Source organism: Marinomonas sp. TI.3.20, assembly GCF_038155025.1.
Lineage (GTDB): Bacteria > Pseudomonadota > Gammaproteobacteria > Pseudomonadales > Marinomonadaceae > Marinomonas > Marinomonas flavescens.
On record NZ_JBAKAS010000054.1, the window covers coordinates 1 to 970 of the forward strand.

Genomic DNA, 970 nt, shown 5'->3' on the forward strand with positions numbered 1-970 from the left:
CCACGTTGTTGGTGCCATCACTGAACGTCACTTTCACGGTTTGTGCATCCGCGTCCACGCCACCCAAGGTCACGCTAACAGAGTCCGCTTCACCCGCGTTGGTGATCTCGTCGCTTGTCGCCACGGTTACGCTGAAGTTGTTGTCGGTGTCCGCGCTCGTGTCTAAATCTAACGTATCGGTAGTAGTAGACGTGTTACCCGCATCGTCAGTTGCTACGGCGCTGACGGTAATCGTGCCGTCGGTCAGACCACTTAGATCCGCATCCGCCACAGACCAGACGCCGTCAGTTTGTGTCGCGTCCACAACCACGTTGTTGGTGCCATCACTGAACGTCACTTTCACCGTCTCGGTGTCCGCGTCCACGCCACTCAAGGTCACGCTAACAGAGTTCGCTTCACCCCCGTTGGTGATCTCGTCGCTTGTCGCCACGGTCACGCTGAAGTTGCTGTCGGTGTCCGCACTGGTGTCTAAATCTAACGTATCGGTAGTAGTAGACGTGTTGCCCGCATCATCAGTTGCTACAGCGCTGACGGTAATCGTGCCGTCGGTCAGACCACTTAGATCCGCATCCGCCACACTCCAGACGCCGTCAGTTTGTGTCGCGTCCACAACCACGTTGTTGGTGCCATCACTGAACGTCACTTTCACGGTTTGTGCATCCGCATCTACGCCACCCAAGGTCACGCTAACAGAGTCCGCTTCACCCGCGTTGGTGATCTCGTCGCTTGTCGCCACGGTCACGCTGAAGTTGTTGTCAGTGTCCGCACTCGTGTCTAAATCTAACGTATCCGTTTTAGTTGACGTATTGCCCGCATCATCAGTTGCTACGGCGCTGACGGTAATCGTGCCGTCGGTCAGATCGCTTAGGTCCGCATCCGCCACACTCCAGACGCCGTCAGTTTGTGTCGCATCCACAACCACGTTGTTGGTGCCATCGCTGAACGTTACTTTCACCGTCTCGGTGTCCGC

1 protein-coding gene is annotated in these 970 nt (G+C 56.4%); it reads right to left on the reverse strand.

All coding sequences use genetic code 11. The annotated features are described in order from the left end of the window. Nucleotides 1-970: Ig-like domain-containing protein (locus V6259_RS19510; protein ID WP_341585948.1), on the reverse strand; the 970-nt coding region annotated here is incomplete at both ends.